Source organism: Pseudoalteromonas sp. S16_S37, assembly GCF_014694405.1.
In the GTDB taxonomy this organism is placed as follows: Bacteria; Pseudomonadota; Gammaproteobacteria; order Enterobacterales; family Alteromonadaceae; genus Pseudoalteromonas.
Genome location: NZ_JAAUWV010000002.1, coordinates 129,227 through 154,164 on the forward strand (window position 1 = coordinate 129,227; position 24,938 = coordinate 154,164).

At 40.3% G+C, this 24,938-nt stretch carries 20 protein-coding genes and 1 tRNA gene; 1 reads left to right on the forward strand and 20 read right to left on the reverse strand.

The genetic code is table 11. The features are described from left to right. Nucleotides 1-14: 14 nt before the first annotated feature. The 15 genes from HC733_RS01580 to HC733_RS01650 all read right to left on the reverse strand — a co-directional run bounded on the left by HC733_RS01580 (nt 15) and on the right by HC733_RS01650 (nt 14,357). A complete protein-coding gene (locus HC733_RS01580; protein WP_190363307.1) occupies nt 15-524 on the reverse strand; it encodes a hypothetical protein in 510 nt (169 codons plus the stop codon). Then, the gene (locus HC733_RS01585; RefSeq protein ID WP_190363308.1) at nt 517-1,083 is read right to left on the reverse strand and encodes a hypothetical protein; all 567 of its coding nucleotides are present in this window, start codon (nt 1,081-1,083) and stop codon (nt 517-519) included. Before HC733_RS01585 ends, HC733_RS01580 begins: the two co-directional genes overlap by 8 nt. Beyond that, nucleotides 1,076-2,221: a hypothetical protein gene (locus HC733_RS01590; protein WP_190363309.1), complete on the reverse strand. Its 1,146-nt coding sequence runs from the start codon at nt 2,219-2,221 to the stop codon at nt 1,076-1,078. The genes HC733_RS01585 and HC733_RS01590 overlap by 8 nt, the downstream gene beginning before the upstream one ends. Nucleotides 2,222-2,228: 7 nt before the next feature. Next, complete coding sequence (locus HC733_RS01595; RefSeq protein WP_190363310.1) at nt 2,229-3,080, reverse strand: type II secretion system protein GspK; 852 nt, start codon at nt 3,078-3,080, stop codon at nt 2,229-2,231. Further along, on the reverse strand, nt 3,080-3,748 hold the full coding sequence (locus HC733_RS01600) for a prepilin-type N-terminal cleavage/methylation domain-containing protein (protein ID WP_190363311.1): 669 nt from the start codon (nt 3,746-3,748) through the stop codon (nt 3,080-3,082). Before HC733_RS01600 ends, HC733_RS01595 begins: the two co-directional genes overlap by 1 nt. Then, nucleotides 3,738-4,166, reverse strand: a complete 429-nt coding sequence (locus HC733_RS01605) for a PilW family protein (RefSeq protein ID WP_190363312.1) — start codon at nt 4,164-4,166, stop codon at nt 3,738-3,740. Before HC733_RS01605 ends, HC733_RS01600 begins: the two co-directional genes overlap by 11 nt. Then, complete coding sequence (locus tag HC733_RS01610) at nt 4,153-4,533, reverse strand: type IV pilin protein (RefSeq protein ID WP_446727607.1); 381 nt, start codon at nt 4,531-4,533, stop codon at nt 4,153-4,155. Before HC733_RS01610 ends, HC733_RS01605 begins: the two co-directional genes overlap by 14 nt. Nucleotides 4,534-4,544: 11 nt before the next feature. Next, the gene (locus tag HC733_RS01615; protein ID WP_194709935.1) at nt 4,545-5,741 is read right to left on the reverse strand and encodes a type II secretion system F family protein; all 1,197 of its coding nucleotides are present in this window, start codon (nt 5,739-5,741) and stop codon (nt 4,545-4,547) included. A gap of 5 nt (nt 5,742-5,746) precedes the next feature. Further along, nucleotides 5,747-7,396 carry a GspE/PulE family protein gene (locus HC733_RS01620; protein ID WP_190363315.1) on the reverse strand — a complete coding sequence of 550 codons (1,650 nt, stop codon included), beginning with the start codon at nt 7,394-7,396 and terminating at the stop codon, nt 5,747-5,749. Nucleotides 7,397-7,400: 4 nt separating this feature from the next. Continuing rightward, nucleotides 7,401-7,802: a type II secretion system major pseudopilin GspG gene (gspG, locus tag HC733_RS01625; RefSeq protein ID WP_190363316.1), complete on the reverse strand. Its 402-nt coding sequence runs from the start codon at nt 7,800-7,802 to the stop codon at nt 7,401-7,403. A gap of 35 nt (nt 7,803-7,837) precedes the next feature. Beyond that, the gene (gene wecA / locus HC733_RS01630; RefSeq protein ID WP_238937399.1) at nt 7,838-8,887 is read right to left on the reverse strand and encodes a UDP-N-acetylglucosamine--undecaprenyl-phosphate N-acetylglucosaminephosphotransferase; all 1,050 of its coding nucleotides are present in this window, start codon (nt 8,885-8,887) and stop codon (nt 7,838-7,840) included. A gap of 109 nt (nt 8,888-8,996) precedes the next feature. Beyond that, on the reverse strand, nt 8,997-9,935 hold the full coding sequence (locus HC733_RS01635; protein WP_238937400.1) for a Wzz/FepE/Etk N-terminal domain-containing protein: 939 nt from the start codon (nt 9,933-9,935) through the stop codon (nt 8,997-8,999). 21 nt (nt 9,936-9,956) lie between these two features. Then, nucleotides 9,957-12,626: an SLBB domain-containing protein gene (locus tag HC733_RS01640; protein ID WP_446727608.1), complete on the reverse strand. Its 2,670-nt coding sequence runs from the start codon at nt 12,624-12,626 to the stop codon at nt 9,957-9,959. A gap of 108 nt (nt 12,627-12,734) precedes the next feature. Continuing rightward, a complete protein-coding gene (locus HC733_RS01645; protein WP_190363319.1) occupies nt 12,735-13,520 on the reverse strand; it encodes a DUF481 domain-containing protein in 786 nt (261 codons plus the stop codon). Between the two features lie 21 nt (nt 13,521-13,541). After that, nucleotides 13,542-14,357 carry a mechanosensitive ion channel family protein gene (locus HC733_RS01650; RefSeq protein WP_190363320.1) on the reverse strand — a complete coding sequence of 272 codons (816 nt, stop codon included), beginning with the start codon at nt 14,355-14,357 and terminating at the stop codon, nt 13,542-13,544. Nucleotides 14,358-14,537: 180 nt separating this feature from the next. On the opposite strand from HC733_RS01650, the gene HC733_RS01655 reads away from it, so the two are divergent. Continuing rightward, nucleotides 14,538-14,613 (forward strand) — tRNA-His (locus HC733_RS01655). A gap of 325 nt (nt 14,614-14,938) precedes the next feature. Here the strand turns inward: HC733_RS01655 and nagP are convergent. The 5 genes from nagP to secA all read right to left on the reverse strand — a co-directional run bounded on the left by nagP (nt 14,939) and on the right by secA (nt 24,614). Then, complete coding sequence (gene nagP, locus HC733_RS01660; protein ID WP_190363321.1) at nt 14,939-16,240, reverse strand: N-acetylglucosamine MFS transporter NagP; 1,302 nt, start codon at nt 16,238-16,240, stop codon at nt 14,939-14,941. A gap of 235 nt (nt 16,241-16,475) precedes the next feature. Further along, a complete protein-coding gene (locus tag HC733_RS01665; protein ID WP_190363322.1) occupies nt 16,476-19,058 on the reverse strand; it encodes a family 20 glycosylhydrolase in 2,583 nt (860 codons plus the stop codon). A 209-nt stretch (nt 19,059-19,267) separates the two neighbouring features. Further along, nucleotides 19,268-21,334 carry a M13 family metallopeptidase gene (locus HC733_RS01670; protein WP_190363323.1) on the reverse strand — a complete coding sequence of 689 codons (2,067 nt, stop codon included), beginning with the start codon at nt 21,332-21,334 and terminating at the stop codon, nt 19,268-19,270. Between the two features lie 112 nt (nt 21,335-21,446). Next, nucleotides 21,447-21,842: an 8-oxo-dGTP diphosphatase MutT gene (gene mutT, locus HC733_RS01675; protein WP_190363324.1), complete on the reverse strand. Its 396-nt coding sequence runs from the start codon at nt 21,840-21,842 to the stop codon at nt 21,447-21,449. Between the two features lie 63 nt (nt 21,843-21,905). Next, on the reverse strand, nt 21,906-24,614 hold the full coding sequence (gene secA / locus HC733_RS01680; RefSeq protein ID WP_190363325.1) for a preprotein translocase subunit SecA: 2,709 nt from the start codon (nt 24,612-24,614) through the stop codon (nt 21,906-21,908). Nucleotides 24,615-24,938: the final 324 nt, after the last annotated feature.

Sequence of the window (24,938 nt, forward strand, 5' to 3'; positions counted from 1 at the left end):
TTTTTCCGTCGTCGTTATTGCTTCGTACTTTGATACATAATCAGCGTGATCAGCTGTGCGTTTTTTCTTAATTCCACTTTGGTACTTGAGATGATATTCAAGGTGTATCCCTCTATATTTGCACCTTGATTAAAGCGCTTGAGCTTACTAGCGCCTCCTTTGATTTGAGCAATCTCTAGCAAAGCATAAGCCGAGGAGGATGATTGAACCACCGCCTTTAATTTTAGTTTTTTATCTTGGGCAAAAACAGTTGTTAGCTCTCCTGTTTGCTTAGCTTGTTCCGCTAAGCTCATCCCTGGCTGTGCATTTGGCTCCGAGTTATTCTCAGGGGCTGCTAGATTAGTTAGCGTCTTTTGAATCAGATCGCGACTTTCATTAGACAATAACGGAAAAACCCCAGTTGTCGAGTCGCCTAATAAAAATGGTTTGCTATCTATATCGACATTTATATTTAATCGGCTTAAAGCATCAAGCGCAAAAAGTGATAGCATCAACAAAGCTAAATAAAAGTACCCTTTACTCACTTGTTGCCTCCTCTTGCATATAAAATGACAGCAACAAACTTACCTGCGCAGTACCTGACTGCTCGACTGTTAGTTCGCTTATACCCATATCAAAATATTCAATTGCCACAATGGGTTTATGAGATTCAAGTTGCGTTAAAAATTCTCCAAGTTTATTAACGTTACCTGAGATATTGAGGCGCATCTGTTCTCTGTGTAAGGCCGCCGATTCAAATTTTAAAGCAGGTTGCCAACCTATGTTTATGGTGGCTAGCTCATTGTCAGCTAGCCACTGATTGACCATTTTTTGCGTATTTATTCTAAATTTTGAAGAATCTTCCCAATCGAAAAAAAGATTTTCATATTCACTTTGAAACGCCGATACTCGCTGGCTTGCGACATCGATCTGCTCCATCTGTGCTGTCACTTGCTGCGCTTTTGATAAACGTTTTTGTATTTGAGCGATTGCATCAACGTGCTCTTGTTGCCAACTGACAATCGGCACAATGGCGAATTTAAGTAATGCTAGAAGTAATAAAATACCTAACAGTAGCTTGTACTCTTTTAGCTGTTCAACCATTACTTTCTGCCACCTGATCATTTTCTAAATGTTTATTAGCGTTATACATCGCTTTATGCGCATCCGCGGCGACGGTATAACTGATCACAAATTCCTCTGTTCCTTGATAGCTTCTTACCGGAAAATCGAACTTAGGTTCAACGACCCAGTTAAATTGGCTCAAAGACTCAAGCACGGAAATAGAATTTGTACTTTTTCCCTTAACAACAAAACGCTCGCCTTTATATTGAATACTCTCAATATTTGCTTTTGCTCGTAAGCTTTCTAATATCAACAAGTTTGGAGAAATTTTGGGCATTTTTTGAAAAATGCTTTGCCATTGCTCAACACTATTCTTGCGGGTTTCGTAATCAGCAAAGGTAGCAAGCGCTTGGTTGATAGTAGCTTGATTATCTATTAGCTTTGATTGCGAGTAGCTTTTCTGCGCAAACAAATACAGACTGCTTAACCCAATATAAGCTGCACACCCTCCAGCGACTAATAGCCCTGACTTTTTAAAGGCGCTGCGATAGAAATTCACTCCCTTAGTCTGAAAAAATACGGCTATATAATTCATCAGAACAGGATAAATAGAGTCAACTAATCGCTTAATCAGCGACGCTTCTGAGTGCAGCTCGTTCTCTGATTCATAACGAATACCTACGGTATTAGCAAAGCGCTCCACTGAATTCACCAAGCCGAACTTAGCAGCTGAGTAAATGACGTTATTACGTTTTGCTAAAAAATATTTATCGTTTACGAGCAAAACTTCAGTATCTGATAAGTTATGAGCGATTAATAGCGATTCCGGTAATACAATTAGCGATCCATCTAGCTTAGTGTCAAATAGCCAACTATTAAGCAAGGTTACACTATCTTCCTTTGCTCTAACTTGCGCTGCGTAACATTGTGACTCATGCTTTTGCTTTCGCAGTTTTAACAAGCTACTTATTGATTTTTGTTCTGTGACAGGCAACTTATCCACTTGCTCACTATAGTGCTCTCTAGCTACAACTTGAATCAACTTCGGTGTTGCTGACTCAACTAGGTGCCACTCATTTTTTTTATTTTCAAATCGGTAGTGATTACCATCTTTGTAGTAACTCACTAGGTTACACAAAAGCCTTTTTTGCCATACCCGTAATACATTTTCACTCATATGATTATCAACCTTCTGAAGCCACTAAGTTAACGGGCTTTGACGAGCTTGGCTCCAATAAATAGTAAAGTGTTCTGCGCACTCGAGCTCCACCCACTTCGCTCTCAAGTGTTATTTTATAATTGTTAGATGGATACAGAAGTAGGCTCATACTTTCTTGAACGCCGGTATAAGACGAAAACAAATCGGGCGTTAATTCTCTGCTATTACGCATTTTAATAATCTGCTCAACTAGCGGGGCATCGTATAATTTACTTATCAAACTGTCTGGAGCGGTCATTGGGTTAAACGTAGCACCTCTATAAAAAGTAGCGTTTAAGGCCAAGTACTCACGTATTGAATTTGGTATGCCCAAGTGCGCAAGCTCAGACCAAGCTTGTATGATACCATTTTTATTATTTAATTCAGGCTGCATATACCTAGATACTAGATCAACGTCTTGCCAATCTTTTATACGACTCAATAATCGCTGAGCATCATAGTCGTTTAGTCCCTGTTTCGTCAATACACGCATCCATCTCTGCTCTGATGGGTAACTTATGCTTAGCAAACCACGAATGTCTTGCAATGTAACAATTGTATTCTCTTTATATTGAAACGGCTTACCATAAAAGTTCCAATGTTCTGTGACAATTGAAAGATCTTGAGAAAATGGTCTGGTCGGAGACTTGGACTCAGTTAACAGCCCAAAAAGCAACGTTGCTTCAGCATCATAATTTTCTACCACAGCCTGCGCTCGCGCGTCAAAAGAGGTGGATATTGCCACTTGCTGCCTCGCTGTTTTAGTAATAAAGAGCCCCAGCAGGCTAAGTACCGCAGAGATCAATAACACTTGTAATAAAGCGATCCCCTGTTGCATTAAAATATTCCACCAGTTTTAATGAAATGCCCTTTCCAAGCACTTGGTTCATTATCAAGCGTCGCAGATATAGTAATATCATCAATTTTCAATGTGATATATTCAGGGGATATCTCTCGCTCTTTCGCTTTGTAGTCACTAAACCACTGCGCCGAAGTACCCGGTACTCTCTTTGCTTTTAATGTCAGGTTTTCCCAGCCAAAATAATTGAACTCAAGGTACCTAAAGTCATCCAGTAATATTTTTTTATTAGTAAAGTCAATTGACTGTTCGGTTGAAGTTAATACTATATTCTCAAGTGAGGCTGATTGATAAACTAACCGAGATTGTCCCGCATGCTGTTGCACGGCCAATCTGAATACTTCTGGCCCAGCTGTATTCAAGCCATTATTTGTTACAGCCATCAGCCTAGAGTCAGAACCTATAAATAAAAATGTCGGTTTACCTTGTTCGTCACGTATAACATAGGGGATGATGCCTTTTAGCACTTGTTCAAGTTGCACTATTGATTTTGCAGTTTGTGCTTGCTGCTGAAAATCGCCAAGCTCTTTATCCCAGCGACTAGCAAACTGAAAATAGGCAAATGTGCCTGTTACCATTACTAAACTTAACAGAGCAATCGAAATCAGTAATTCAACGAGCGTAAAACCTTTGTGTCTACCTATCACGCCAATTTACCTCTTTGAAGTGATATTGACGCGTTAATCCCTTTGCCTCAGCCTGTAGCTGAACTTGCCATAACTTGTATTGATTAGTTGAGGTCCTCATAGGCCCAAATTCACTCGAGGTGGCCGATGTCGAATACTGTTTTTCCTTAATGATGGTGGCTTTCCACTGATATGAAACACCACCATTATTCCCCGCACCTTCTAGTGTAGATTGTTCAAATGGGGCATGGCGGATCTCAAACCTGATATTATCGAGGATACCTGTTATTGCGGTAGATAATTGAATATATTTAGTGGCCTTTTCCGAGCTGATAAATGCACCACGATATAGCATTGATACGGTAGTTATTACCGATAACAGAATAACAACAGATACCAACAACTCAACGAGCGTAAAGCCTTTTTTAAGATGCATCATTATCCTGCAGCTCAATTTGTAAAGTTTGCTTGAGGTACTTTGCTGACACACTCCCAGTTGAAAGCATACCAAAACGGTTTAACGTTAACTCTTGTTTAGGAAACTCTAGGTACTTAAACTGTTTACTCTCTATTGTTGACGCACCGAGAAAAACGACAGCAGCGTTTTTGTTTAGGATAACCTGGTAATCTCGTTGTTCTAAAAAGGCTTTGTTAGAGCGGTTTCTCAGCCAATTTTTCACTTCAACCAACTCCATTTTTGCTTCAGTTCGATTAATCGCATGCAACGATAAAGGCGCGACTAATGCCATAATTAGCCCCATGATCGTAAGTACAATTAGCAACTCTATCATTGTAAAGCCACGCATGCTTTTCAAAATTAAAAGCCTACATCATTTAATGAGATCATACTGAGCATCATCACTACAACAACGCCACCAACAAATACCCCCATAAATAGGATCATGAGTGGCTCTAATAATGAAGTCACCCTATCAGTCCAAGTTTCAAAGTCTTGCCTTGAGCGGCTCGCCACTTCATCAAATACAGTTTCAAGCTTTCCTGACTCTTCACCTACTTCTAGCAAAGAAATATAAAATGGCGGATATAGTGATGATTGTTTTAGAGAGGGAGTTAATTGATTACCTCTTTTAACTTTCTTTCTAGCTATTTCTAATTCAGCGCGCATTTGTTCATTTCTAATGTTGCCAGTTGCAAGTTCCAATGCTCTATCAATTGGTACTCCCGCTTTTAACATTAAGCTTAGGCCAGTGTTAAACCTGATACGTTCCACCGTTTTTACTGCAGTACCTGCAATCGGCAATTTTAAAACTGCACGGTCCCACCACGAAACAACTCTGCTTTGACGGCTTGCATAGTATCCAACAGCGGCAGCTATTATTAAGCTAATTAGTAGCATAGACTGGTTTTGATTAAACCAAGCGCTCGCTCCCAACATTACTTGTGTATACCAAGGCAACTGCTCAACATTTGCAAACATATCAGCCATTTTCGGAATAATAACGTTAAAAATAAAAAAGATGCTTAACACACAAACAAAAAAGATCACAATTGGGTAGGTGATTGCACTAACTATTCGTTTTTTTAAGTCTCTTTTGAACTTCAAATCTTTCGATAATCCGGCAAATGTACTGGCTAAATCTCCTGATGCTTCACCCAATTCAATAAGATTACAATAAAGTCCGTCAAACACTTTTGGATGCGCCTTACACGCTTGCGATAAGCTACTTCCTTTTTTTAAACTTTGACTGAGATCTGCAAGCAGCTTTGCTAACGCGGGGTTAGCCTTAGTTTTACGGATGATATCCAAACCTCGGTCTATACGAATTCCCGTTGCTAGTAGCAAGCTTAACTCAGAAGTAACAAATTCAAGATCAGCTAAACTGACACGTTCTTCAAATAAGCGAAAACCTGCTTTTGTTGAGCGCTGTTCTGTAAGTTCGTATGGCAATAGCCCTTGTTTTTCCAACAGTTGTTGGGCGAGTACGACGCTATCAGCTTCTATTTGGCCATTGCATTTCCCTCCCATAGAGTCAAACGCTTTGTAATCAAACATAGCCACTAACCAGCAACCCTAACAACTTCTTCAATTGTTGTCTGTCCTAAAATAGCCTTATAAAGTCCATCTTCAAACAAAGTTCTGCGCATTCTACTTGCATTATGCGATTTGGCTTTTTGAATAAAATCAGCATCTTTAGGTATGCTCTTGATAGTGTCGTCACAAGCCAAATATTCAGTGACAGCTAAACGACCTTTATAACCTGTATTGCCGCATTTCTCACAACCAGTACCATGGCGAAGGTTGATAGACGCTAAGCCAAATTTAGCTGCAATACTCTCCAATTCATATTGTTTAATTAGTCGTTCATTGTCTGGGTGTGCAACTGAGCAACCATCACATACTTTACGTGCCAATCGCTGTGCTACAACAGAAATAAGCGCCGCATTTAGTAAAAACTCTTCAACACCCAAATCTAGTAAACGAGTGTAAGCGCTGGCTGCATCATTAGTATGAACTGTACTAAATACTAGGTGACCTGTTAGTGCAGATTGCAATGCGATTTGCGCCGTTTCTTTATCTCGTATTTCACCTAACATGATAACATCTGGGTCTTGACGAACAATTGAACGCAAACCAGCTGCAAAATCAAAACCAATTTCACTGTTAACTTGAACTTGATTGATGCCTTCAAGTTGATACTCAACCGGGTCTTCTAATGTAATAATCTTTACATCGTCGTTATTCAACGCATTCAAAAAAGTATATAGAGTGGTTGTTTTACCTGAGCCTGTTGGACCGGTCAATAATACAACGCCAGCCGTTTTCTTGATATCCTCACGAATGCGTTGCTCAATATCTTGAGATAGCCCTAGCACAGACATTTCATACCTAACGCTTTCCTTTCTAAGAAAACGCATTACGATAGATTCACCATCATTGAGAGGCAAAGCAGAAACACGAATATCAACTTCTTGATTGGCAATTTTCATCTCTATTTTGCCGTCTTGCGGACGTCTACGCTCAGCAATATCCATACCAGAAAGAATTTTTAAACGCGTAACAATAGGGAGCTGCTTATTTGCTGGTATGGTGTCGGCTTCATGTAGTACGCCGTCTACTCTAAACCTTGCCCGGTAGCGGCCTCCATAGGGCTCCAAATGCATATCTGAAGCTCCCTGTCTTAGCGCTTTGCTAATCAAAGAGTTTAACAAGTTAACAACTGGTGCTTCTGTTGCTAGTTCCTTTAGTTTTTCTTCTTCAGCGCTGTATAATTCATTGTCAATTTCTTGCGCAGCGCCGAATTTTGAAGCCAGTAAATTAATATCTGATGTTGATGCCAAAATAAGATTAGGCTGAATATTTCGGCTAAATAGCCATTCATTCATGACAGGATTTAACGGATCTGATACAACGAATGTCCAAACTTTACTTTCAGCAGATAAAGGGATCCAGCCGTGCTCTAAACATATTTCCAGCTCAGGGAAAGCGCTAGAATCAACTCTATCAAAAGCCTCTATTTGTTCAGCGGTAAGGACTGGAAGCTCGAGGTACACAGAATAAAGCTCGACTAGCTGATCTTCAGGCAGGCTCCCCATATTAATTAGAATTTGTTCAATTCTACCACCAAACTTTTGTTGGTATGAAAGAGCCTTTTCGATATCTAATACGCTTATTTCGAAGCGTTCAACGAGTAATTGATTAAGTTCCATAATATTACTGATGAATAATATCTGCGTTAACGTCTACGCCACCTTCTTGGCCATCGGCACCTAAAGATTTTAATAAATAGGGAGCACCATTATCGCCGGGTACTTTATACACATATGCATTGCCCCAAGGGTCCATTGGCACATCCTTGGGCAGATAAGGACCATCCCATCTAGCTACATCGCTAGATCTCAAATCTTGTAAAGAACTAGGGTAACTACCAACATCTAAACGGTATGTATCGATTGCCGTTTCAAAGGCCGCCATTTGAGCTGCAGCGATTTTCCTTTCTGATGAACTTAACCTTTTAAAAAAATCAGGAGCAACAAGAGACATTAATAAACCTAAGATAACAATGACTATCAATAGCTCCATCATGGTAAAGCCATTTTGTTTCTGTTTGTTCATATTTATACTTCTATTAACTAAAGTTTTTTTCGTTTTTATTTCTTAACGAACACGTATTTTCTCAAAAACCTGGCCACTCGCCACGCATGCTGAATACATGCAGAGTAGCAAATAAACACCAACAAGAACACTAATAACATTCCCCATTCAGGAACATTCAACAATTGCCCAGCCACACCGACATTAGCTAAGCATATAGCAAAGAATGTGATACTAGCCAGTGCGCGTCTTGGACTAAACCCTATACGCATAAAAACGTGATGTAAGTGGTCTCTATCAGCCATAAATGGTGACTGCCCTTTTTTAACTCGCCTAATGATAATGGCCATCATGTCCATTAAGGGGATCGCTATTATCCATAATGCGGTAACTGGACTAAAGGCATTATTGGTGTGAGACTGGGTAGAAATCATCAACAACCACACTACACTCAAGCCTATGAACATCGAGCCAGCATCACCCATAAATATTTTTTTGTTGCGATGCCCTTTTATCCCTAAATTAAAGGCAAGATAAGGAACTATGGTGGCAATAATAATTAGAGGGAGCACACTTAACTCACCACCATTAACAGCCATTAAGAATAAAATTGCAGTGAAAGTAGTGATACTCATAGCCCCAGCAAGACCATCAATACCATCAATCATATTAAACGCGTTAATTGCGGCAATAACAGCAATAACGGTGAAGGGTATCCCCCACAGCCCGAGTTCTATATCACCAAAACCAAACAGATTACCAAGATTGTGGATATAAGCATCAGAGCCCCACATCATAAGTAATGCAACTACTGCTTGAACACACAAGCGAATTTTTACCCCAAGCTGTTTATAATCATCAACTACACCAAGTAATACTATTGCAGCTGCGCAGACCAAGTAAACCACTAGTCTTTTCTCTAACGGGAGAAACACTAAGATAGAGATAAGAACAGCGAGAAAAATTGAGACTCCACCAATTAATGGGATCGCCCCTACATGCTTCTTTCTACTACATGGCACATCAACCAACCCGACTTTTTCAGCCAACGGTTTAACCATAAAAATAGTGCAATAGGATGCAAAAAAAGCAAAAAAAATGACCATACAGATCCACATATCCTCAGTGAATAACTAATTCCAACGCGAGATTATAGCGCGTTTAACCTATAAACAAAATTGTCGATAACACTTTATAACACTTATCTTTGTCAGCTTATTTGGCCTTGTTCGTAACAAAGTGTCTGAACAAAACCACAGCCACAACCAAGATAAACCCAAAGAAACTAAATCCTATACAAATCAACGCTCGTTTAGGAGCATCCTTCTTTTGTGGCTCTATCGCTGGGTCGATCACTTTAAATACATATTGTGCTTGGGTTTTTGCTAACATTTTAGTTTGTTCTTGCTGTTCAATAAGCTGATAAAATATACGTTGCATATCGGCAACAACCGTTTCCTGTAACGTACTCTGTAAATAAGCGATTTTTGCTTCAGCTTCAGCAATATCATTTTGCTTCATGTATTGATTTATTTCGAGTACTAAGTGATCGACTAGAAATTTCGCTAATTCGGGCGAATAATGAGAAGCGGAAAGCTTCACAATGCCTTTATCAGACTCTTCTACAACCGAGATATTCTTTTTCATTACATGCTCAAAAACTTCTTGGGGATTAGGCTCCACTTGCATTGGAGGTTTAACCTCTCTACGCCAGCTACCTGTTTTTTCATCATACAATTTTTCTTTGTAAACAATTGAGTTACTTGGCAAATCCCAGCTTTGCGCAGCTAACAACTTAGCTTTTAAATTGTACTTTTCAACAAAGGCATTTAAGAATGCGCGACTTTGCAAAATCTGTAGAGCGAGTCCGGCTTTATTACTCTTTCCACCTCCAAGATTAACCCCGGCCATTGCAGCTAGACCACCGAACTCAGACTTTAACCCAGACAACATGCCCCCTTGTTCGTTTTCAACGGGTGCCAATATTGCAGTTGCTCTGTAAACATTCGGTAGCGACAAAGCATAAAAAACGCCCGCGACTGAAAACACTAGAGAGATAAAAACAATTAACAGCTTTGCGCGCCATAATGCAGACAAAATTTCTGTTAAATCAACTTCATGACGCTTAATAACCATTGCTTCGTTAATTTCCAAATCAATTTACCCCTAATTACCCTAATCTAGTCTTGAAATAGAAGCTGCAGCCAAGCCAAGTTGATAGATAATCTGTGTCGCAGATGTCCACAGTTCTAAGCTATTTACATATTCGGTATCCAACGGAACAACAATTGTATCCCCTGGTGAGAGCTGACTGGCTTGGTTATTAACCGCAAACCATGATCCTAAACTACCTGGTATCATCACCGAACCATTGGCTTTGATGATATAGATGCGATTAGCATCAGCTTTTTGTTTTAAGCCTCCACTGGCACTGATGTATTCACTCACATCTTTATTTGGATCATATAAATGAGTTGAAGCAAAATGCACTTCTCCGATCACATTAACAGCATTTTGTTTGGCTGGAATATAGAGCGCATCACCATTTTCAAGCTTTAAATCCTGAGTCGACTTTTCACCTAGGTTGATAACCAAACGTCCCAACGCTTTGACTTGAGATAGATCCTTGATGATGTTATCCATATCTTCGTATGGCATATTATTGGTTGAATCTTTTTGGAACGTGTTGGTAACAATATCTCTACGCAAACTCTGCGTTAAACGCTGTAATTGCGACGTTTCTTTGCGCTTAATGGACTCGCGAGTAAATATAGCAGCTTCTTTGTGTGCAAACTCACTAAAGCCACCAGCTCGCTTTAAAACACTTTCTAGTGTTTCTCCACGACTAAATGTGTACGTTCCTGGAAATTGAACTTCGCCAACGACTTTAATTTCCAAGCGTTCTTGCCAATGCGGTTTCGGAAAAATCATCACGGCATCATTATTCATAATCTTTAGTTTCGAGCTTCTCAGCGCCTCATTGGCGTTAAATTCAATATGCTCGACACGCTTATCCGCAGAATAATAAATTCTTGTTAATTCAGCTTTATCGAGATAAGCAGACTCTAAGAATCCCCCACCTGCATTCACGGCCTTTTTAAAACTAGGCTCTTTAGGTAGCGGATAAATGTTTGGGTATTTAACCTCACCATTAACAGCAAAAAGTTGAGCTGGTGCTGATGCACTAGCCTGTTGTTTGAGCTTGGCAATGATAGGCATTAATAAATTTTGACGACTAAAGACCGCATAATCTTCATCTTCTATCTTATCGGGCTGCTCAAAAAGCGCAGCTATACTGCTAATTAACTCTTCTTCTTCCTCAAAGTTAAACTCTTCGTTCTTCACACCAATGTATTTTAAATATTCTTCTTTCTCGTATTGTTCCCACAGTTTTACGTTCTCGCGCAATGCAAGTTGCTCTTGACTGTAGGCTAGGTTAGAGAGCATTTGTTCTTCATTTTCTTTGAGCTCATAACGGCTAAAAATAACAACAGTGTCATTCGACTTCAGTTCTACATTAACTTCCTTATCAAGTAATACTTCTTGAAGTGAGAATTGCAGTACTTCTATATCTCCATCTAGATTAAGTTCACGAACAATCAAGCCATAATTGAAATCCGCTATTGGCAATAAATCTTCACGCGGGCTGGCGAAAAGCTCACGAAGCGTTTTACCGTTACGCCATTGATAATGCCCAGGATTGGTTGCAGCACCGACAACCGTAACTGTATTTTGTAAGCGTGTTGATGCAGCATTAACAGTAATTTCATCGCCATCTTTTGGTTTATAACTGCCCTTGTGAGTAAAGTCGTAATTTAGAGTAATGCGTTTTCCATCGCCATTATATCGAGATACTGCAACTCTCGATTTGTTCGCATTGGCCTTTAAACCACCAGCCATTGCGAGCACGATGTCTAGATCATCTTGCTCTTTTAGCTCAAAAATAGCTTGTCTATTAACTTCACCTTTTATTGTAATTTTTTTAGTTGCAGGAGGAACAAATACAACATCACCTGGCTTTAGTACCACATCATTGGCACTATTTCCTTCAAGCAGTAAGTCATATAGATCAAATGTTGTTACCAATTTTCCACCACGCTTAACTTGAATACTACGCAGTGAACCTAGTTCGCTCACTCCACCTGCGGCAAATAATGCGTGTGTAACACTTGCAAGTGGTGACACAGTATAGCTGCCGGGTTTATAGGCTTCTCCAACAACCATTACGCGCATTGCATTGAGCTCACCCATACTGACAAAGGCACTAACCCCTATCATTTCATCTTCAATCTTCTTCTTTACCAGAACCTTCAGCTCTTTAAAAGATAGTCCTACAACATGCACAGGGGCCAAGTTTGGAATAGCTAAACGGCCTTCACTATCTATTTGAACTTCGTACTCTTCGCTTGTTTTACCGTATAAATTAACTTTGATATTGTCACCAATACCCACCAAATACGTATCAGGGATCGCTGCGATTTCTGTTGGAATAAATGTTGTCGGTTCGCCTGCAAATAGCTCATAGCCAAACGGCTTTAGTTCAAGCTTCTTAGGTTTATATCTATCTTCAAACTCTTCTTCTTCGAGTTGTTTCTTAGCACGCTCTTCTATCGTTGTCGGAAAGTCGTCATTTTCAGCGCCGTTTTCTTTGTCGTTTTTACCTTCTTTGCCTAGGTTTTTCATGTCAAAACCATATTTTTTGGCTAGCGCTTCTTGCTGAGCTTTCGGTAGCTTTTTAAATTGCTCCATTTGCTTAGGACTTGGCGATGCAGCTTGCACGCTCACAACATTGAACACAAAAAGTGAAAACAGAACAAAAAAGACAGTTAATTTACTTAACTTCACGAATATACCCTTAAATGAATGCGCGATTTGACCGACGAATGATACAGTATTTCTCATCTAAAAAAAATGGGACCTTAGGCCCCATTTATGTTTAAAAGTGTTAACAGATTAGAAACTGTATACTAAGGTTAGTGATGTTTCAGTGTCTGTATTATCTTTTTCAGTAGCAACATCTGAGTTATGAATAACGTTATAAGCGACTTTCATTTGTAATGAGCCATTTATCTTGGTCATTAATGCAGATTCAGCAGTCGTTTTAGTATTGCTATCACCATATTCAACAGCAACCAACTGAGTAAAGCGTGCATTTTCTGATAGCTGCCAATTAAAATCCAACTTACCAACACCTATCACTTCATTTTCTGACTGACCCGCTAGAGAGTTGCCATTATCATCTAACGCGGAGCTGTTGTTGTGGTGTTCAAAACGTTTAATACCCGGACCAACTTCTGCATTTAAGTACATATCATCGCGGCTTAATAATCTTAAACCGTAACCCACAGATACCACAGCTTCGTTTCTATATGCACCAAAGTAATCTGATACATATGAGCCATAAATAAACAAATGGCTATGATCTTCTCTTAACTTGTAGTTTCCTTGCGTTGATAGCGAGTACTTTTCGTTTGTACGTTCGGTAACTCGCTCACCTGCATCGTTTTCTATCTCATCTTCTTTGTAAATACCGCTAAGCTTGTACTCGTTGTGCCAATTCTCTAGGTTATGCTTGGCTTTAATACCACCTTTGAGCGTTGTGGTTTTAGTGTTACCACTTGTGATGATAGCACCTACTTCGCTACTCACATCCCAAGTTTTCTTTACATCTGCAGTTGTTGCATAGGCGCAATTTGCAGTGGCAGCAAAAACACACAGAGATAAAAGTTTTAATTTCATTTCTCAATAACCTTTCAATAATTAATCTTTATGAAGATGAACATCCATTTGCGGGAATGGAATGGTAATGCCAGCTTCATCTAAGGAAATCTTTATATTTTCGACCAGTTCAAAATACACAGGCCAATAATCAGAGGTATTAACCCAAGGGCGAACAACAAAGTTAACGCTTGAATCAGCTAACTCTAGTACCGCCACATTATAGGCTGGTTCTTTTAGAATACGTTCTTCTTTATCCAAAACAGATTTTAAAACTTGCTTCGCTTGCTTTAAATCAGCATCGTAGCCCACACCAATTACCAAATCGATGCGGCGGGTCTTTTCTCTAGAAAAGTTAACGATTGCGCCCGACATAATCGATGAGTTCGGCATAATAATGACTTTATTGTCGGGTGTTTTTAATTCAGTCGAGAAAATCTCAATTTTTTGCACACTTCCCGCTTTACCACCGGCTTCAATATAGTCTCCAGCTTTAAACGGACGTAAGATGATGATCAACACCCCTGATGCAAAGTTTGACAACGAGCCTTGTAATGCCAAGCCGATTGCTAAACCTGCCGCACCTAGAATGGCGATAAAGGAGGTCGTTTCTACGCCAACTTGAGACAGCGCCATCAACACCGTTGCTGCAAATACAGCCGCATACACGATATTAGCGATAAAGCCTGCCACAGCTTTGTCTATTTTTCGTTTATCAAAAGCTTTTATTGTCAGTTTGTCGCACATTTTTGCGACTTTTAAACCTATAAAAAGGATCAATAAGGCTATGACAGCCTGTATCGAGAAATGAAGTAACAAATCTGAGTTATCATTTAGCCATTGTATAGCTGTATCCATAAGGCCTCCTAGGCACGATTTTTGATTTTGAGCGGATCATACATAGATTATATGAATATTACCTTTATGTAAGGATTTTTTATTTCTAATTTTTTTCACTAAAAGTAGAAATTTCTCTTTGCAAGTACAAGATATTTATGTATTATGCGCGCCACACACCAAAGAGGTGTTGTTATTGCGGCGGCTGTAGCTCAGTTGGTAGAGCCCTGGATTGTGATTCCGGTTGTCGTGGGTTCAAGTCCCATCAGTCGCCCCATTTCTTCCTTTTTGGACTTAGGTTCAATTAAAAAAGATATATATCTTTTTCTACAGATTTATTTCATCTCAATCAAAAAGTTATCTTAAATCATTGTTAGTGTCTTTAAATTTTTCATTGTAGACAACTCAATAACAAATTTTCACCTTAATTACACATGTCGGATAGCTGTGCTACCAACAAGGTTCTCTTACCTCAAAATAGACCACTTAGGTATTTTAGTATTGACCGCTTCACAGTAAGTTTTGGCAAATTCAAGACAAAAAAATGCCACCTTTCGGTGGCATTACACACGGGATTATTTCTACGTATAGATAGAAATTCTTTACTTCCAGCTTCTCATTTTGTGCCCTTTAACTGCGTAAAAGAGAATAAATAAGTAGCTGGGGATCATTAAACTATATGCGCCTTGCGCCCCTAAACCAGCTGCATTGCCAATACCTATTAATAATGGTCCTAAAGCGCCGCCGGCAATACCCATTATCAGTAAGCCTGATGCAGTCCCAGTTAAACGTCCTAGACCATCCAAGGCCAGCGGCCAAATTGCAGGCCATACCATCGCATTAGCAAATCCTAATAGCGCGATGCACAATAACGGATCTGGTAACTGAGGTCCACCAAATGGGACAAGTAACATATTTGAGAGCACGAATGAATCGTTGCTACCAAGTACAACAGCCAATGCAGTTACAATACCTGCAATACCTGACATCATCAAGGCACTTTGTTGTGACATGAAACGAGGGATAAGCGCTATACCTATTGCATAGCCAATAAGCATACACCCCATTGTATATGATGTCATTACTGAATAATCAGCAATCCCTAATTGCAACGCATACGACCCTATCGTATCAGCCGCAATAACTTCTACAGCAACATATAAAGCAATACCTATAACACCTAGTACTAAGTGAGGGTGCGATAGCGTTTCTTTTAGCTCCCCTTTGCTGGTTTTGCTTTCTTCGTTAAATACTAAGTCCGGTAGTGGAGAAAACTTAGCAAATAGCGCAAAAGCAAAAATTAACCCTGCTATTGCGATGTAAGGTGTAATTAAGCTATTTGCCATTATATCTTTTTGCTCTTGAGTCAGTTTAGCGCCACCTTCAACTAGACCACTCACCACAACTGCGGCGAAAATGATAGGAACAATAACACCTGCTGATTTGTTCAATAAACCCATGATACAAACGCGAACCGCAGCTGATTTTTCAGACCCCATTTTAACAACATACGGGTTCACAGCTGTTTGCAATACAGTTTGCCCAACACCAATCATCAGCTGAGCAAATAGAAAGATCTCTATCATTTGCATTTTTGCAGCTGGAATGTACAACAGAGCAGAACCTGCCATGATCACACAGCCAATTGCCATACCATTTTTATAGCCAACACGTTTGATGAGCATGGCCGATGGAATACCAGCAACAGTCACCGCGATATAAAACGATGAGATGATAAAAGAGGCCTGTAAAGGTGTTAACTCAAGCATTTGTTGCAAAAACGGCGTTATTGCACCATTTAACCAAGTGATACAGCCCAAAATAAAAAACATTGAACCGGCTAATACCATAGGCAACCAGATACTCTGCTGGTCTTTACTTTCAATATCCACGATTGCTTCCATAAGTTTCTTCTTGTTGCTAGTTAATATCATTATTTTAATAGCCATGCATTTACAGTGTTTTATTATGATGCTGAAACTAACAACACCCAATGTAACAAAACAAAAAATGACAGCGCTGACATTTAACTTTACGTTAAAATTTCATCTTTGACTAGTCAGTTTTTAAACACGAATGTAACTAAAATTAAGACAAACTTCCAATTCTAGTTCCGTATTACTTATTCTTAATGGCGCTTTACAAAGATAGCTCTGTAGTGCGGCTCATATTACTGCTGCCATGGCGAGTCCTCAGTAATATGCTCTGAACGTCATCTACTTTGACAGGATCAGAATAGGCTTGCCAAGACTGCCCTCCATCGAACGAATACTCTATGGTTAAAAATGGAAATGCGCTATTGGCATGTAATTTCCCATCTTTAATCACACCACCGGGTACTGGCAGATTCGCTTTTACTCCGCGTTTCTCTAATTTTGCCAGTTCCTTCACGGACAACGCTGTGGCAAACTTCAGCCAGTCGTTAGTAAAATCTTTGCTACTTAATCCTGACGCTTCCCAAGAAGCCTTATGCCAAGCGCGTTCAGCAACGCTCAGGATACGTGGAAAGATCATACTCAAAACTTGCTCTTCAGTGCGAATAGTCTCACTCCAAACTTGCCCTTGCATACCAAGAATATTTTCAGGTTTCTCTAATTTTGGCAGTTCGCGGCCAACCAATGCTTCTAAATTGACGATAGGCTCACGGTTGCTGGTAAAATCAGCATTTGCGTATACATCGTCAGGCATATAGCCAAAAGCTTTTTTAGTATCGATGTAACGTGTTGCCCAGTAATAACCTCGCTCTTCAGGATGCGCTTCGTAGGGGTGATCAAAATATAAGTGTGTGCCATGTGAAAGAATCACCTGATAGCCGTCGTTGGCTAGGCGGTACGCTCTATCTGCCACTCCCCATTCCCAAATGTTATCCCACACATTTGCAGTCACATTTTTATTTGGAAATGAAGCCCGATTGAAAGGGTTCACTTTGTCATACATTAAGCCATCTTCCCAAGCCCCTGGGGTGATCCCACGCTGATTTAAAAGACTCGCCACACGTTGAGTAAAGTAAGGTTTTAAATCAGCAACACCAGCAACGCCATTGTTAGGTTCGGCAAATAAGGCTTTGCATGCTTTTGAGTCTGTCCACGAGCCACTGCCGACTTCATCACCGCCAAAGTGTAAATTGGTTAGTCTGGTTCCAGCTTCACGATACATACTTTGTAACTCATAGGTCACTTTATCGATAAATGCGTAAGTGGAGTCTAAACATACGTTGATTGAGTTATCTGTATAATTTTGAACAGTTAGGTACTTCGATGTGTCTCCTGGCTCACTGAGTAAGTAAGCACTTGCAGCCTTTTTATCACCTTGCTCTAGAAGCGTATTATATCTGGCTTCCATAGCTTTAATTGATGCTCGTGCGTGCCCCGGCCCTTCTATTTCAGGAATGATTTTAATATGTCGAGCGGTTGCAAACTTAAGCAGTTCAATAAAATCTTTTCTTGATAGATAGCCATTCCCAGAACCAGATTTGAATGGCCCAGTTCCAAGCTGTGTAAGCAAACAACTTTGCTCACTTAAATCAAAGCATCGATAACCGCCAATTTCACTAAGCTCTGGTAAGCCAGGTATTTCTAAGCGCCAGCCTTCATCCTCAGAAAAATGCCAGTGTAATACGTTCATTTTATAGCGGCCCATTTGTTCCACTAATTTAAACATAGCATCTTTACCATGGTAATTGCGGCCGTTGTCATAGTGCATGCCACGCCAAGCAAATCTGGGGCTATCCTCAATTTCTAGATTCGGAAGTTCAATCTTGCTTTGCGATTCCGGAGCAAACAGCGCAAGTAGACTTTGCATACCATAAAATACCCCCGCATTATCAGAACCGACTATGATGATGTGCTCTTCATCAATCTCTAGACGGTAGCTCTGGGCTTTACCGCCAGCGATAGTGTCATCCACTTTGAACGTAATGGTTGGTTGTTTACCCACTTTGATATGATCTGGTTGGGCGTCGAGTTGAAGACCAAAATCAGCTAAATCTTTTACAAATACTTCTACTTCTGATTTAAGGCGTCCTGCATAACGAATTTGCCACTGTTCGTTCAGCTGGGTAGTACCGCGATTAAAATCAACACTGCTTGGTTTGGGGATAATACGTTTTAGTGCGTCTTGTTTATCCACCGCCTGTGATGTTGCATTTCTTTCATAACGCAGCGCTGCATTCGCAATTTTGGTGTGATCTATCGGTTTGTTATAACGTTTTAGCTGATTTTCACGCTCAATAGGCGCTACGAATTGTGTAAAGTCTTCAGTATCGGTATTGGCAAAAATAGCTGGCTTGTGACCGTTTGCAACCATAAATGCTCTGGGCATAAAGTCACTGTATGCGGCTATCCAAGCACTGGCTTCAAATTCTATTTTTAAGCTTTCTCCAGGAGCTAAGCCCGCAAAATCTTCGGTGGGTACAAAACGGTTCAAATCACCATTAATATGCTCTATTTTCAATCCAGCAACTTTTTCAGTCTGAATTTTTCTAATTGAGTGTATATAGAGCTGCCAGTCACTTTTGCCTTTTGGCAATGCAATATCAGAGTCATTTTTTAAGTTAATAGACGCAAGCAAACTACCTTTGCCTTTACTATAGTTGTCTTCAACAGCAAACATCAACTCAGTGCCTTTGGTAAAGCGCTGCAGCTCATTTTGTGTCAGCGCGGCATTAGCAATTAAAGGCATTGCCAGTATCGCACTGGCGAGTAAAGTGTGTTTAAAGTTCATCCTAGGCTCCTTTATAAAGCGGTAATATCTTCGCTTAGTGTCGTTATTTTAAGTGCGATTTGATTAATAAATAGCTTAGTTATGCTCTTTCATCATATAGAAACAAAAATGACAGCGCTATCATTATTTTTTCATTTTGCTGCAATGAAACTACGCTAAGCATAAAAAAGCCCGCTAATTGCGGGCTACTCAATATTAAAAATTTCACGCTACCAAATTTTGACACGTTGCTCAGGTGCCAAATACATCTTATCACCCTCTTTAACGTCAAATGCCTTATAGAACTCAGGCATGTTTGGTAGAACACCAATAACACGATAATGGCTAGGTGAGTGTGGATCTGTCACTAAGCGATTGCGAAGCTCTTCGTCACGATATTTTCTACGCCAAATTTGTGCCCAGCCCATAAAGAATCGCTGTTCACCAGTATAACCATCAATAACTGGCGCTTTTCCTTCACCCAATGAAAGTTGATAAGCCTTGTACGCAACGGTTAGACCGCCTAAGTCACCGATGTTTTCACCAAGTGTAAGCTCTCCATTTACGTTGGCATCTTCAAAAGGTTTAAATTGATTAAACTGTTCAACTAACTTCTTACCGCGCATTTCAAACTGCCCTAAGTCAGACTCGCTCCACCAATTACGTAAATTACCTTCACCATCGTATTTGGCACCTTGATCATCAAAACCATGTCCAAGCTCATGTCCTATGACTGCACCTATCGCACCATAATTTACGGCATCGTCGGCCGCTAAATTAAAAAATGGCGGCTGTAAAATTGCTGCTGGAAAAACAATTTCATTATTCACAGGGTTATAGTAAGCATTAACAGTTTGTGGTGTCATAAACCACTCAGAACGATCAACAGGCTTACCAAGTTTATCAATCATGTCTTGATAGGCCCACTGGTTGTATCGTACGTAGTTGCCCAATAGGTCATCTCGATTGATTTCAAGTGCTGAGTAATCTTTCCACTTGTCAGGGTAACCTATCTTAGGAGTGAACTTACTTAGTTTATCTTTGGCTGCAACTTTAGTCTCAGCACTCATCCATTCTAAATCATCAATTGCATGCTCAAACCCTTTGATTAAGTTTGCAACCAGCTTTTCCATTTTGGCTTTCGCTTCAGGTGGGAAGTATTGCTTAACATAGATCTTACCTAGCAGTTCACCAAGCACTTCATTGCTTGCATCCACCGCCTTTTTCCAAGTTGGCGCTTGCTCTTCAACACCGCGTAATTTCTTGCCATAGAAATTAAACTTCAATTCCACCATGTCTTTGTTTAATAACTCCGCATGGTTGTTTACAAAGTGGAATGTCAGATATTGCTGCCAAGTTTCAAGTGGCGTTTGTGCAAAAATACTTGATAGCTTTTCTAAATAAGATGGCTGATTAACAACCAGCTCTTGCAAATCCATCCCCAGCGCTTGGAAATAGGCCGACAAGTCAAAGTCAGGCATAAGCTGATTTGCTTCGGCCAGTGTCATTTTATTATATGTTTTAGTCGCATCTCGACTTTGCACGCGAGTCCACATAACTTTCGACATTGCTTTTTCAAGTTCAAAGATGTTAATAGCACTCTGTTTCGCATCTTCGATGTCTAAGCGACTAAATACTTCAGTAACGTACTCAACATATTGCTTTCTTAGCGCTTCATACTTTTCGGTATCTTCTAAGTAGTAATCTAAGTCAGGAAGGCCGAGGCCAGACTGATAAAGATAAAGGGCTTGTTCACTTGAGTTTTTAGCATCGTTGTTTACATACCAAGCAAATGGGTTGTCCCCACCTTTAGTTAGTATGTTAGCCATTAGCGCAGGGAGATCCTTTTTATCTTTGATACGATTGATATCTGATAAATAAGTTTTAAGGGGTGATAACCCTAGCTCCTCACGAGCAGTCTCATCCATATAACTGGCATAAAATGCGCCCAGTTTATGCTCGTCACTACCGGGTTTAGCCTGAGCATTAGTTTTCGCATTTTCTAATACTGTTTTTAACGCTTTTTGCGACTCATCATACAATTGAGTAAATGAGCCATAATTTGACTTATCAGCAGGTATTTGAGTTTTCTCAAGCCATTTACCATTTACATGGTAATAAAAGTCATCTTGAGCTTTTACGCTGCGATCGATATTGTTTAAATTAATACCCGATGCCAATGCCGTTTGTACTGATTCGTGAGACGTTTTGCTGGTATTATTTGCCGGCTCGCTACATCCTAGCAAACCTAAAGTCAGTGCAATACTGGCTGCAGTTAAAGTTATTTTTCTATTCATTATGATATGTCCTATCAAAGCTACTTAGCCATATTAAACGTCCTACTTCCCTAAAACAAACTCGGAATTGAGTAAAAAGAAAGGGAACAGTAACAAATCATGTCTTGCAGCGTTAAAATTCGGTTTGTAGCTTAGTCACGATCTCTTGATTGGCTGCTGGAAAATCCAGTTCATGTAATTTATCGACCTGTACCCACTGACACAACTGCCCTTCTAACCCCTTGGCGTCTCCAGAAAACTCTGTCACCAAGTGAATATCAAGGCATACTTGCTTATCTCCATAGTCATGCTCTATCAGCATAAAAGGCTGTGATTTATGGGTTACAATGTTGACCTCTTCTTGCAGCTCTCTTTTCAAAGCATCCGTTACACTTTCCCCAAGCTCAACTTTCCCTCCAGGAAATTCCCATAACCCGCCCTGATGCTGATTATCACCGCGCTTGCTAACAAAAATTTTGTCCTGTTTCATTATTACCCCCACGGCAACATGAACTTGTTTCTTTGTCATCGTAATCTCCCGACAAAAAAGCGACCTTGAGGTCGCTTTCTAATTCTATCTGTTGAGTATCGCTTATTTTAACTTACCACAACACTGCTTGAACTTTTTGCCAGATTGGCAAGGGCAAGGCTCGTTACGCCCCACTTTTTGCTCGGCTCTGATTGCAACAGCAGCCCCTTCTGGCACTTCGCCGCCAACATGTTCTGCTTCTGCATGCTGGTACTCTCTAGGAGCTTGTTCACTGCGACGATGTTGCTGTTCAACTTTTTCGACGTCTTCTTCTGCACGCACTTGCACCTTACTCAAAATACCCACAACGTCTACTTTTAGGTTCTCTAACATTTCTGAGAATAATTCAAAAGATTCACGCTTATATTCTTGTTTCGGGTTTTTCTGAGCATAGCCACGTAAGTGAATGCCCTGACGCAAGTGGTCCATGGCCGCTAAATGATCTTTCCAGTGTTGATCTAGACTTTGCAACATCACAGCCTTTTCAAACTGACGCAACACATCAGGACCAACCATTAACTCTTTTTGCTTATATGCAGATTCAACTTCTTCGATAATGCGATCGCGAAGCTTTTCTTCATAGAGTTTTTGGTCTTCTTCAAGCCACTTTGCTATTGGTAATTCAAGTAAGAAGTCCGCTTTTATACGCTCTTCAAGTCCTGAAATATCCCACATTTCTGCTAAGCTTTGCGGCGGAATAAACTGATCAATCGTACTGTTTAATACGTCACTACGAATAGCCGTGATTGTTTCTGAGATATCACCTTCTTCAAGTAGCTCGTTGCGTTGTTCGTACACAACACGACGCTGATCGTTTGCAACATCATCGTATTCAAGTAGCTGTTTACGGATATCAAAGTTACGCGCTTCAACTTTACGTTGTGCATTTTCTATCGCACGGTTAACCCATGGATGCTCAATTGCCTCACCACGTTGCATACCTAGCTTGCGCATCATGTTCGTCATGCGCTCACCTGCGAAAATACGCATTAACGCATCATCCATCGATAGATAAAAGCGACTTGAACCCGCATCCCCCTGACGACCTGAACGACCACGTAGCTGATTATCGATACGACGAGATTCATGGCGCTCGGTACCGATAATATGTAAACCACCTGCGGCAATTACTTCATCATGCGTTTTTTTCCATTTTGCTTTTATTTCAGCAATTTGCTCATCAGTTGGATTCTCTAGCTTAGCGACTTGTGATTGCCAATTACCACCAAGCACAATATCGGTACCACGACCAGCCATATTGGTTGCAATCGTTACTTTACCCGGCAGACCCGCATCAGCAACAATGTCAGCTTCTTGAGCGTGGAATTTTGCATTTAGTACGTTATGTTCAATTTTTTCTTTAGTTAAGAAATGCGAAAGGTACTCAGAGCTTTCAATTGAAATAGTACCAACAAGAACCGGTTGACCGCGTTTTTGGCAATCACGAATATCTTCTAAGATCGCTTCAAATTTTTCTTCTTGGGTGAGATAAACTAGGTCTGCACGATCATCACGGATCATAGGCTTATTAGTTGGGATAACAACAGTATCTAAACCATAGATTGATTGGAATTCAAATGCTTCAGTATCCGCTGTACCCGTCATACCCGCCAATTTCTCATATAAGCGGAAGTAGTTTTGGAAGGTAATTGATGCCAATGTTTGGTTTTCGTTTTGAATGCGTACACCTTCTTTTGCCTCTACAGCTTGGTGCAAGCCCTCAGACCAACGACGTCCTTCCATAGTACGGCCAGTATGTTCATCAACAATAATTACTTCGTTGTCTTTTACAACGTAGTCAACGTCTTTTTGGTAAAGTTTATGAGCACGCAACGCTGCATAAACGTGGCTTAACAATGTGATATTACCTGCAGAATATAGCGAATCGCCTTCGTCGATTAAGCCATTCTCAATCAATAATTCTTCAACTTTAAGCTGACCACGTTCGGTTAGATGCACCTGTTTTGACTTTTCATCAAGCGTGAAATCACCGTCTCCTTCAACGCCTTCTTCATCTTCTTTTTCTTGTAGCTCTAACAACGGCACTAAGGTATTTACCTTCGTGTACAGCTCTGAGCTGTCTTCCGCTGGGCCTGAAATAATTAGTGGCGTACGCGCCTCATCAATCAAAATAGAGTCAACTTCATCCACTACCGCGTAGTAAAGAGGACGCTGTACACGCTCTTCAATGCTAAATGCCATGTTATCGCGCAGATAATCGAAGCCAAACTCATTGTTTGTCCCGTACGTGATATCCGCAGCATACGCCGCTTTTTTCTGCTGAGGCATCATGCCTGGCACGTTACAACCAACGGTTAAACCTAAAAATTCAAACAATGGGCGGTTAGTCTCGGCATCACGTTTGGCTAGATAGTCATTCACCGTAATAACATGCACGCCTTTACCCGTTAAACCGTTCAGGTAGGCTGGAAGCGTCGCCGTTAATGTTTTACCTTCACCCGTACGCATTTCAGAAATGCGGCCTTCGTGTAACACCACACCACCAATCATCTGGACATCAAAGTGACGCATATTAAACACACGCTTGGACGCTTCACGTACGGTAGCAAATGCTTCAGGTAAAAGGTCGTCTAAACTAGTACCTTGTTCAAAACGTTGCCTAAACTCGGCCGTTTTGGCTTTTAATTCTTCGTCTGAAAGTGCGCTGTACTGCTCTTCAAGGGCATTGATTAAGGCGACCGTTTTTCTTATGTTTTTAATAGTGCGGTCGTTGCGACTACCAAAAATCTTGGTAAATAAATTAGCTATCATGTTAAAACCGTTTCACTCTTGTGATGGCTGACCTACTCCATATCCATATTTTTGGCAGGTGAGGTCGCACTGCTTCGCTTTGGCAACAAATGATCATACATTTGTTGTACTGCCTATAATTTAAAATTATGCCCTATCATACCAGACTCAGCGACAGTGCAAACCACTGAAGTGAAATCAACCTATTTTTGTGTCATTTAAGTGCGATTTCATTGCTTAGCTTGCAACAGTATCAGCATAAAACTAAGTCAATAACGATTAGACTTCGGTAATCGAGGTTGTAAAGAGAGATGGGTACGAATACACAAAATTCAAGAGTTTTAA

What these genes read in the sequence shown, in the direction of transcription:
- HC733_RS01585 (WP_190363308.1), bottom strand. Translation starts at nt 1,083, where the DNA reads ATGGTTGAACAGCTAAAAGAGTACAAGCTACTGTTAGGTATTTTATTA.
- HC733_RS01590 (WP_190363309.1), bottom strand. Translation starts at nt 2,221, where the DNA reads ATGAGTGAAAATGTATTACGGGTATGGCAAAAAAGGCTTTTGTGTAAC.
- HC733_RS01595 (WP_190363310.1), bottom strand. Translation starts at nt 3,080, where the DNA reads ATGCAACAGGGGATCGCTTTATTACAAGTGTTATTGATCTCTGCGGTA.
- HC733_RS01605 (WP_190363312.1), bottom strand. Translation starts at nt 4,166, where the DNA reads ATGATGCATCTTAAAAAAGGCTTTACGCTCGTTGAGTTGTTGGTATCT.
- HC733_RS01610 (WP_446727607.1), bottom strand. Translation starts at nt 4,533, where the DNA reads ATGCGTGGCTTTACAATGATAGAGTTGCTAATTGTACTTACGATCATG.
- HC733_RS01615 (WP_194709935.1), bottom strand. Translation starts at nt 5,741, where the DNA reads ATGTTTGATTACAAAGCGTTTGACTCTATGGGAGGGAAATGCAATGGC.
- HC733_RS01620 (WP_190363315.1), bottom strand. Translation starts at nt 7,396, where the DNA reads ATGGAACTTAATCAATTACTCGTTGAACGCTTCGAAATAAGCGTATTA.
- gspG (WP_190363316.1), bottom strand. Translation starts at nt 7,802, where the DNA reads ATGAACAAACAGAAACAAAATGGCTTTACCATGATGGAGCTATTGATA.
- wecA (WP_238937399.1), bottom strand. Translation starts at nt 8,887, where the DNA reads ATGGTCATTTTTTTTGCTTTTTTTGCATCCTATTGCACTATTTTTATG.
- HC733_RS01645 (WP_190363319.1), bottom strand. Translation starts at nt 13,520, where the DNA reads ATGAAATTAAAACTTTTATCTCTGTGTGTTTTTGCTGCCACTGCAAAT.
- HC733_RS01650 (WP_190363320.1), bottom strand. Translation starts at nt 14,357, where the DNA reads ATGGATACAGCTATACAATGGCTAAATGATAACTCAGATTTGTTACTT.
- nagP (WP_190363321.1), bottom strand. Translation starts at nt 16,240, where the DNA reads ATGGAAGCAATCGTGGATATTGAAAGTAAAGACCAGCAGAGTATCTGG.
- HC733_RS01665 (WP_190363322.1), bottom strand. Translation starts at nt 19,058, where the DNA reads ATGAACTTTAAACACACTTTACTCGCCAGTGCGATACTGGCAATGCCT.
- HC733_RS01670 (WP_190363323.1), bottom strand. Translation starts at nt 21,334, where the DNA reads ATGAATAGAAAAATAACTTTAACTGCAGCCAGTATTGCACTGACTTTA.
- mutT (WP_190363324.1), bottom strand. Translation starts at nt 21,842, where the DNA reads ATGACAAAGAAACAAGTTCATGTTGCCGTGGGGGTAATAATGAAACAG.
- secA (WP_190363325.1), bottom strand. Translation starts at nt 24,614, where the DNA reads ATGATAGCTAATTTATTTACCAAGATTTTTGGTAGTCGCAACGACCGC.